This is a genomic window from Nocardioides sp. (assembly GCF_051876515.1).
Lineage (GTDB): Bacteria > Actinomycetota > Actinomycetes > Propionibacteriales > Nocardioidaceae > Nocardioides.
This window is the reverse complement of sequence record NZ_JBJEHY010000148.1, coordinates 1-9215: the sequence shown is the minus strand read 5'-3', so window position 1 is coordinate 9215 and position 9215 is coordinate 1. Positions and strand designations below refer to the sequence as shown.

General features: G+C 68.9%; 7 protein-coding genes. 1 reads left to right on the top strand and 6 read right to left on the bottom strand.

Annotated features, from left to right (window positions below):
* The 6 genes from gyrB to dnaA all read right to left on the bottom strand — a co-directional run.
* Positions 1 to 2043, bottom strand: a 2043-nt coding sequence (gene gyrB / locus ACI379_RS11300) for a DNA topoisomerase (ATP-hydrolyzing) subunit B (protein WP_439792191.1), incomplete at its 3' end; no start/stop codon positions are given.
* Positions 2044 to 2338: 295 nt separating this feature from the next.
* Positions 2339 to 2929, bottom strand: a complete 591-nt coding sequence (locus ACI379_RS11295; protein ID WP_439792190.1) for a DUF721 domain-containing protein — start codon at positions 2927 to 2929, stop codon at positions 2339 to 2341.
* Positions 2919 to 4103 (bottom strand): DNA replication/repair protein RecF, encoded by a 1185-nt coding sequence (recF, locus tag ACI379_RS11290; RefSeq protein ID WP_439792189.1) that lies wholly within the window; start codon positions 4101 to 4103, stop codon positions 2919 to 2921. The genes ACI379_RS11295 and recF overlap by 11 nt, the downstream gene beginning before the upstream one ends.
* Positions 4104 to 4115: 12 nt before the next feature.
* Positions 4116 to 5093, bottom strand: coding sequence for a phosphogluconate dehydrogenase (NAD(+)-dependent, decarboxylating) (gnd, locus tag ACI379_RS11285; RefSeq protein ID WP_439792188.1), 978 nt, complete (start codon positions 5091 to 5093; stop codon positions 4116 to 4118).
* 55 nt (positions 5094 to 5148) lie between these two features.
* Entirely contained in the window at positions 5149 to 6285 is a 1137-nt protein-coding gene (gene dnaN, locus ACI379_RS11280) for a DNA polymerase III subunit beta (protein WP_439792187.1), read from the bottom strand.
* A 695-nt stretch (positions 6286 to 6980) separates the two neighbouring features.
* Positions 6981 to 8465, bottom strand: coding sequence for a chromosomal replication initiator protein DnaA (gene dnaA, locus ACI379_RS11275; RefSeq protein WP_439792186.1), 1485 nt, complete (start codon positions 8463 to 8465; stop codon positions 6981 to 6983).
* Between the two features lie 486 nt (positions 8466 to 8951).
* Here dnaA and rpmH point away from each other — a divergent pair, with 486 nt between their 5' ends.
* On the top strand, positions 8952 to 9089 hold the full coding sequence (gene rpmH, locus ACI379_RS11270; protein ID WP_439792185.1) for a 50S ribosomal protein L34: 138 nt from the start codon (positions 8952 to 8954) through the stop codon (positions 9087 to 9089).
* Positions 9090 to 9215: the final 126 nt, after the last annotated feature.

Below are 9215 nucleotides of genomic sequence, written 5' to 3'. Positions count from 1 at the left end.
GTCCTTGGCGTTGCGCTGGATGAAAGAACGGCGCTGCTCGACGTCCTCGCCCATCAGGATCGAGAAGATCTCGTCGGCCTGGGCGGCGTCCTCCAGCGTGACCTGCTTCATCAGGCGGGCGTCGGGGTCCATCGTGGTCTCCCACAGCTCGTCGGCGTTCATCTCACCGAGACCCTTGTACCGCTGGACCGGGTTCTCCTTGGGCAGCTTCTTGCCCGACTCCAGGCCGGCCTTCATCATCGCGTCACGCTCGGCGTCGGAGTAGACGAACTCGTGCTCGTGCGGCTTGTTCCAGCGCAGGCGGTACAGCGGCGGCTGGGCCATGTACACGTAGCCCTGCTCGATGAGCGGCTTCATGAAGCGGAACAGGAGCGTCAGCAGCAGCGTGTTGATGTGGTGGCCGTCGACGTCGGCGTCGGCCATCAGCACGATCTTGTGGTACCGCAGCTTCTCCGGGTTGAACTCCTCGTGCACGCCCGTGCCGAGCGCCGAGATGATCGCCTGGACCTCCTGGTTGGCCAGGACCTTGTCGATGCGCGCCTTCTCGACGTTGAGGATCTTTCCGCGGATCGGCAGGATCGCCTGGATCCGCGGGTCGCGGCCCTGCTTGGCCGAACCGCCTGCGGAGTCACCCTCCACGATGAAGACCTCGCACTCGAGGGGGTTGGTCGACTGGCAGTCGGCCAGCTTGCCCGGCAGACCACCGCCACCCAACAGGCCCTTGCGGTTGCGGGCCAGGTCGCGCGCCTTGCGGGCCGCCATACGTGCGGTCGCCGCGGCCTGCGCCTTGCGGATGATCTCCTTGCCCTCGGCCGGGTTCTGCTCCAGCCAGGCACCGAGCTGGTCGTTGACCACGCGCTGGGTGAAGCCCTTGGCCTCGGTGTTGCCGAGCTTGGTCTTGGTCTGACCCTCGAACTGCGGCTCGCCGATCTTGATCGAGATGATCGCGGTCAGGCCCTCGCGGATGTCGTCACCGGAGACCCTGTCCTCCTTCTTCTTGATCAGGCCCCACTCCTCGCCCCAGTGGTTGACCAGGGACGTGAGCGCCGCACGGAAGCCCTCCTCGTGGGTGCCGCCCTCGTGGGTGTTGATCGTGTTGGCGAAGGTGTGCACCGACTCCTGGAAGGAGGTGTTCCACTGCATCGCGATCTCGATGCTCATGTGGTTCTCCACCGACTCCGGCGTCTCCGCCTCGAAGTCGATGATCGTGGAGTTGGCCTTGTCCTTGCGGCGGTTGAGGTACTCGACGTAGTCGACCAGACCCCGCTCGTACTTGAAGACGCGCTCGAGGCCCTTCTCGGTGCGCTTGATGCCGTCCTCGCCACCGTCGATGCTGGCGTCGATCGTGCCGTCCTCGACGGCCTCGGCGACCTCCTCGGCGCTGGCGCGCTCGTCGCGGACCACGATCTCCAGGCCCCGGTTGAGGAACGCCATCTCGCGGATGCGGGTGGTGATCGTCTCGAGGTTGTACGTGGTGGTCTCGAAGATGTCCTCGCTGGCCCACCAGGTCACCGACGTGCCGGTGCCCTCGCCCTCCTCGAGCGGGCGCACCTCCTGCAGGTCGGCGTCCGGGGTGCCGAGGGTGAAGTCCTGGCGCCACAGGTGGCCGCGGTTCTTGACCTCGACCGTCAGGTGGCTCGACAGCGCGTTCACGACCGAGACGCCGACGCCGTGCAGACCACCGGAGACCTTGTAGCCGCCGCCGCCGAACTTGCCGCCCGCGTGCAGCACCGTCAGCGCCAGCGTCACGGCCGGCAGCTCCTGGCCCGGCGCGGTGCCGGTCGGGATGCCTCGACCGTTGTCCTCGACCTTGACCGACCCGTCGGACTGCAGCGTCACGACGATCCGGTCGCAGTAGCCCGCGAGCGCCTCGTCGACGGAGTTGTCGACGATCTCCCAGATCAGGTGGTGCAGACCGCGCTCACCGGTGGAACCGATGTACATGCCGGGTCGCTTGCGGACTGCTTCGAGTCCTTCGAGCACCTGGATCGCGGATGCGTCGTAGTCGACGCCGTTGGGCTTCTCGACGGTCTCGTCGCTCACGCACAAACCTCTTCGCGTTCTGCCCCCGAACCGGTGCACCGGGGGACCTGTGACATGCGGCGGGTCACGGCGGTCCGCGGGGGTGTGCCGCGGCTCCGTGACCCGCTCCCCATACTACCGGTTCCGGGCCGTCAAGACACGTACGCGTGCTCGCCCGGGGGAGGATTGTGCACTTTCTTGGCGCCTGAGGGCCTCGTGGCGCCCTTCCAGAGCCCCGAACAGGGGATCAGATGGGTCCCTGTACATCTGAGAGGCCCTCAGATCGTCTGTGGCGACTTCCTCTGCCGCACCCGGCTCAGCCGTACGTGTCGCGCGGGCCGCGGCCGTCGCGGATGCCGTACCGACCCTTCTTCCACGTCGGCAGGTGCGGGCCGAGGACCTCGATGGTGAGCACCGTCCCGTGCCCCAGCTCCTCGTTGAGACGCCGCACGATCGAGGCAGCCAGCAGCTTGAGCTGGGTGGCCCAGGCGGTGGAGTCCGTACGCACCACCAGCTTGCCGTCGACCAGCGTCTCCGGGGTGGTGTGGCTGGCGACCTCGTCGCCGACCAGCTCGGCCCAGCGGCCGAAGACGCCCTGGACCTTCAGGTCCATCTCCCAGCCGTACCGTGCCACCAGCCGGTCCAACGACGGGCCGAGCAGCTGCGGGTCGCGGTCGTCGGGGTGCGCACCGGAGACCTGGCTCCCGCCGCGTCGCCGGCGCCTCTCGCCGCCCGGGCCCTGGCCGGACGGCTTGCCCGTACGCCTGCGCGCCGGCTGGCCGGGCAGCGACGACGCGGCACGGGCGGCCGCGCGCGCGAGGTCGAGGCCGTCGGGGTCGTGGGGTGGCTCGGTGGTCGAGCCCTCCTCGGGCTCAACCACCGGCTGGTCCTCGTCGTCAGTCGACACGGGTCACCTCCCCGTCGGCCACCGCGTACCGGATGCCCTTGAGCCCCTCGGGCACGTCGGCCTCCACGGCCGCGGTGACCAGCACCTGCTCGGCGCCGGCAACCAGGTCGGCGAGCTGGCGGCGGCGTTCCCCGTCGAGCTCGGCGAAGACGTCGTCGAGCACCAGGATCGGGTCGTCGCCGTCGGCGCGCAGCAGGTCGTACGAGGCCAGGCGCAGCGCGAGCGCGAACGACCACGACTCCCCGTGCGAGGCGTACCCCTTGACCGGCAGCCGCAGGTCGGTGCTGCCCAGGCTCAGGACCAGCTCGTCGCGGTGCGGCCCGACCAGGCTGATCCCGCGGTCCAGCTCGTCGCGACGACGGCTCTCCAGCTCGACGGTGAACGCCTTCGCGATCTCCTCGAACCCCAGCTCCTCGTACGCCACCGCGCCCTCGTCGGCAGGGGATTCGGGGGAGTCACCGAGCGGGACGCTCGAGCGGTACTCGGCCTGGGCGTCGTCACGGCCGGCACCGCGCGCGACCGCCTCGTACGCCGCACCGAGGTAGGGGCGAAGGTCGGCCACCAGCCGCAACCGCGCCTGCAGCAGCTCCGAACCGAGCCGTACGAGCTGGTCGTCCCACACCGACAGGGTGGCCACGGCGGCGTCGCGGGCCGAGCCGCGAGCGACGCCCGCCGACTTCAGCAGGCTGTTGCGCTGCTTGAGGACCCGGTCGTAGTCGGACTTCACGCCCGCGAACCGCGGCGAGCGCAGCACCAGCAGGTCGTCGAGGAACTTCCGGCGGTCCGACGGGTCGCCCTTGACCAGGCTCAGGTCGTCGGGGGCGAAGACGACCGTACGGACCAGGCCGACGATCTCGCGGGGACGCGGCAGGGGAGAGCGGTTGATCCGCGCCCGGTTGGCACGCCCCGGGTTGAGCTCGACCTCGAGCACCGCCGTACGCCCGTCCTTGACGACGGCCGCACGGACCAGGGCCTGGTCGGCGCCGGCCCGGATCAGCGGGGCGTCGGTCGCGACCCGGTGCGAGGAGAGCCTCGACAGGTAGTCGATCGCCTCGACCAGGTTGGTCTTCCCCTGGCCGTTGCGGCCGATGAACGCGGTCGCACCCGGCTCGAGCGCCAGGTCGAGGTCGCCGTAGGAGCGGAAGTTGTGGAGCGTGAGATGGCTGACGTGCACGGAACCCGGGGCCTAGCTCTCCTGCGGCTCGGCCTCGGCGGTCCCCGCACCGGCCTCCCGGGCGGCCACGCTCTGCTCGGCACCGTTCGACGCCTCGGCGTCACCGCCCGCGGGAGGCGAGGTCTGCACCGCGTGCCCGCCGAACTGGTTGCGCATCGCGGCGATCGCCTTCATCGCCGGGGAGTCGTCCTGGCGGGAGACGAACCGCGCGAACAGCGCCGCCGTGATCGCCGGCACCGGCACCGCGTTGTCGATCGCGGCCTCGACCGTCCACCGACCCTCGCCGGAGTCCTCCGCGTACCCGCGGATCTGGGACAGGCCCGGGTCGTCGTCGAGCGCGTTGACCATGAGGTCCAGCAGCCACGACCGGATGACGGTGCCCTCGCGCCAGGAGCGGAACACCTCGGTCACGTTGTCGACCAGGTCGACCTTCTCCAGCAGCTCCCAGCCCTCGGCGTACGACTGCATGATCGCGTACTCGATGCCGTTGTGGACCATCTTGGAGAAGTGGCCGGCGCCCACCTTGCCCGCGTGGACCGCGCCGAACTCGCCCTCGGGACGCAGCGCGTCGAAGGCCGGCTGGACCTTCGCGATGTCCTCGGCGGCACCGCCGTACATCAGGGCGTAGCCGTTCTCCAGACCCCACACGCCACCGGAGACGCCGCAGTCGACGTACCCGATCCGCTTCTCGGCGAGCAGCGCGGCGTTGGCCTGGTCGTCGGTCCAGCGGGAGTTGCCGCCGTCGACGACCACGTCGCCCTCGGTGAGGAGCTCGGAGAGGTCACGCACCAGCGAGCGGGTGATCTCGCCGGCGGGCACCATCAGCCACACGACCTTGGGGGAGGGGAGGACCTCCACCAGCGCCTCGAGCGAGTCGACGTCGCGCAGCTCGGGGTCGCGGTCGAATCCGTGGACGGTGAGACCTGCGCGGCGCATCCGCTCGCGCATGTTGCCGCCCATCTTGCCCAGCCCGACGATGCCGATGTCCATGGGGCGAGCCTAGCCCCGAGCGATCATCTGGTGCACCGCCTGACGACCGGCCCGCTCAGGAGAGCAGGCGGCGCGGCATCAGCAGGTAGCGGAAGTCGCCCGCCGCCTCGCTGTCCGCGCTGGCCGAGATGACGACCGGCTTGGTCGCCTGGGTGAACGACAGCTCGACCTTGTCGCCGTCGATCGCGGTCAGCCCGTCGAGCAGGAACTGCGGGTTGAACCCGGTGACGATCTCGCCGCCGTCGATCTGGGCCTCGATGACCTCGGTCGCCTGGGCCTCGTCACCCGAACCCGCGTCCAGCACCAGCTGCGAGTCGGCGAACTTGAGCTGGACCGCAGTGTTCCGCTCGGCCACCAGGGCGACGCGCTTGACCGTGTCGACGAGGTCGGACTTGCTGACGGTGGCCACCGTCTGGTGCTCGGAGGGGAACAGCGACCGGACCTTGGGGAACTCGCCGTCGAGCAGGCGGGTGGTCGTACGGCGGACGCCGCCCAGACCGCTGCCCTCGAAACCGATGAGGCCCTCGCCGGCACCGCCGGAGGAGAGCGCGATCGAGATCTCCGCGCCCGAGGTCAACGACTTGGCGGTGTCGCTGAGCACCTTGGCCGGAACCAGGGCTGCCGCGGTGGCGTCGGGGGAGGCGGGGTTCCACTCCAGCTCACGCTGGGAGAGGCGGAACCGGTCGGTCGCGAGCAGCGCCATGTTGGAGCCGTCGATCTCGATCCGGATGCCCGTCAGGACCGGAAGCATGTCGTCGCGTCCGGCCGCGGTCACGGCCTGGGCGACGGCGTGCGCGAACTCGCCCGAGGAGACCGTGCCGGCGGTGTCGGGCATCGACGGCAGGGACGGGTACTCGTCGACCGGCATCGTCTGCAGGCTGAAACGCGCCGAGCCGCAGGTCAGCTGGACGCGCGGACCGTCGATCGCCATGTCGACCGGCTTGGCCGGGAGGCTGCGGCAGATGTCGGCGAGCAGCTTGCCGCTGACCAGCGCCCTGCCCTCCTCGCTCACCTGCGCGTTGAGGGTGGCCCGGGCGGAGGTCTCGTAGTCGAAGGTCGACAGGACCAGACCCTCGTCGCCGGCCTCGATCAGCAGGCCGGCCAGGACGGGTGAGCTCGGCCGTACGGGCAGGCTGCGGGCAGCCCACGCAACGGCATCGGCGAAGACGTCGCGCTCGACGCGGAACTTCACAAGTCACTCCTCATCCGGGACAGCTGGGGCGCAGGACGACGCAGAAGACACGGTCCGGCACGAGCATCCTGCCATGAGCGAATGACACGTCGTGAGCGGTTGTCCCCAGATCGGAGGCGGTCCAGAGTTTGTGAGTTGTCCGGAGAACTACAGGTTCGTTGTTGTCATAGGTTCGGTGGAAACTGTGGACAGAGGACGTTTGCGCAGGTGGTGAGCGTGACTTCTTGTCCACAGGGGGTGTGGGAACTCCTGTGACCCCACTGCACTCCATGTGCACGGCGCAGGGTTCCTGTGATTCGTCGTGCAGTGCATCCACAGGGGCTGTGAATGACAAGTCCTGTCAGCCCACACGTTTTCCACATGCCGTGGGAGTGGCTGGCTCGGGCTTCGGGTGGCTGTGTGGCCCCCGGGCTCCGTGGTGCGTCATACGAAGGCGCTGTCCCAGCCGTTCTGTCATGCGAAGGGCGCTGTCCCAGCCGTTCCGTCATCTCTCCCGTCGCGTTGCACGCCCTGCGTCATCCGGACTCGAACCAATAGGTCGCGTTCGGGATGACGCAGGGGGAGTGGCGAGCCGTACGGATGACGGCGCCAGCCCGCACACGACGGGTACGCATGACGCCCCCGTCGCCCAGGCAGCTCCCCGTTCCACCCGGTGGTCGAGCCTGTCGAGACCGACTCGCTCGACCGGCGAGGCCTCAGGGCTGGCGGGCCTGCATCTTGATGCGGTTGGTGAGCTCGCTGACCTGGTTGAACACGGCGCGACGCTCGGCGAGCAGCTGGTTGATCTTCCGCTCGGCGTACATGACGGTCGTGTGGTCGCGGTTGCCGAACTGCTGACCGATCTTGGGCAGCGACAGGTCGGTGAGCTCGCGGCACAGGTACATGCCGATCTGGCGGGCCAGCACCAGGTGCCGGCCGCGGCTCGGGCCGGTGAGGTCCTCGATCGAGACCCCGAAGTACGCCGCGGTCTGGGCCACGATGAGCGCCGGCGTGATCTCCGGCTCGGCGCCCTCGGGGATCAGGTCCTTCAGCACGATCTCGGCCAGGGTCATGTCGACCTCCTGGCGGTTGAGGTTGGCGAAGGCCGTGACCCGGATCAGCGCGCCCTCGAGCTCGCGGATGTTCGTCTGGATCTTCGACGCGATGAACTCCAGCACGTCCGGCGGTGCGGTGAGCCGGTCCATCGCGGCCTTCTTGCGGAGGATTGCGATGCGGGTCTCGAGGTCCGGCGGCTGCACGTCGGTGATCAGTCCCCACTCGAACCGGTTGCGGAGCCGGTCCTCGAGCGCCTCGAGCCGCTTGGGCGAGCGGTCGGAGGTGAGCACGATCTGCTTGTTGGCGTTGTGGAGCGCGTTGAACGTGTGGAAGAACTCCTCCTGGGTCTGGGTCTTGCCCTCCAGGAACTGGATGTCGTCGATCAGGAGCACGTCGACGTCGCGGTACTTCCGCTTGAACCGGTCCTGCCGGTCGTCGCGGATGGCGTTGATGAACTCGTTGGTGAACTCCTCCGAGGAGACGTAGCGCACCTTGGCGTTGGAGTAGAGCGAGCGCACGTAGTGGCCGATGGCGTGCAGCAGGTGCGTCTTGCCCAGACCGGACTCGCCGTACACGAGGAGCGGGTTGTACGCCTTGCCCGGCGCCTCGGCGACCGCGACCGCGGCCGCGTGCGGGAACCGGTTCGACGAGCCGATGACGAAGGACTCGAAGACGTACTTGGGGTTGAGCCGGGTCTCCAGCGCGCTGCCGCGACGGTCCGCGAGGTGGGTGGGCTCCGTCGGCTCAGGAACGGAGGGGTGGAACGCGGGAGCGTCGACCTGGCGCTCTTCGTCTCGGACCGCGGAATCCGTACGTCCACGTGGTGCATTTATCGACAAATCGACAGATCCACTTGACGTCTCCTCGTCGAGCAGCGACTCGAGGGCGGGGTTCACCGTGACGGCCAGGCGGATCTCGCGTCCGAATGCGTCACTGAGGGAGTCCTCGAGCTGTCCGCGGAGCCGACCCTCCAGCTGGGCGCGGGTGAAGTCGTTGGGCACCGCGATGATCGCCGTGCTCTCGTGCAGCGTCACGGGTTCACTGGCCCGCAGCCACGCTCGCTGGTTGGGCATCAGATCAGCCAGGATCGCTGACCACGCGCTCCCCAGGTCTGCCGGCTGGTCGTTCACTCGATGCCCCGTCATTCGTTGGATGCCGTTCATGTCACACGGCCTGTCTCCACAGATTTTTCCACAACCTGTGCATCGAGCGACGTACGCCCCCGCACTCCGCCGATCCGTGCCCGCCCAAACGCCTCATCTGCGGCGTTCCTGCAGGTCAGAGGCCCCTTGTGACAGAATGTGAACCAGGTCACAACGCCTCTTCGGGGGCCTGAGAATCGCCCTTGCGGGTCCGACCACGACTGCGAACCTAACAACCTGGGGGCACGATCCTCAAGACTTCATCCACAGGCAGCGGCCCGAACCGGCCTCGCGGGTTTGACCCTGTCGATTCTCCCCGCGTACCGTTGACCAGTCGCTCCTTGTCGACGGGTGCCGCATGTCCACGATTCATCACCTCGGTGATGCCGCGTGGGTGGGCGGTGCCGGCCGAACAGCCGTCCCCCTGGTGGGGCACCGATCCGCGCCGTGGAGTGGACAACCCTCGAAGCAACCGCAACGGAGACTGTCGTGAGCAAGCGTACGTACCAGCCGAACAACCGCCGTCGTCACAAGACGCACGGCTTCCGCCTGCGCATGCGCACCCGCGCCGGCCGCGCGATCCTCTCGGCTCGCCGCCGCAAGGGTCGCAGCCAGCTGGCCGTCTGACGGCCTGACGCCCGCGGCACCGACGTGCTGCCCGCTGCGAACCGGCTGGTCGACGGCGACTCCTTCAAGGAAGCCGTACGACGAGGTCGCCGCGCCGGGAGCACCACGCTGGTCGCCCACCTGAGC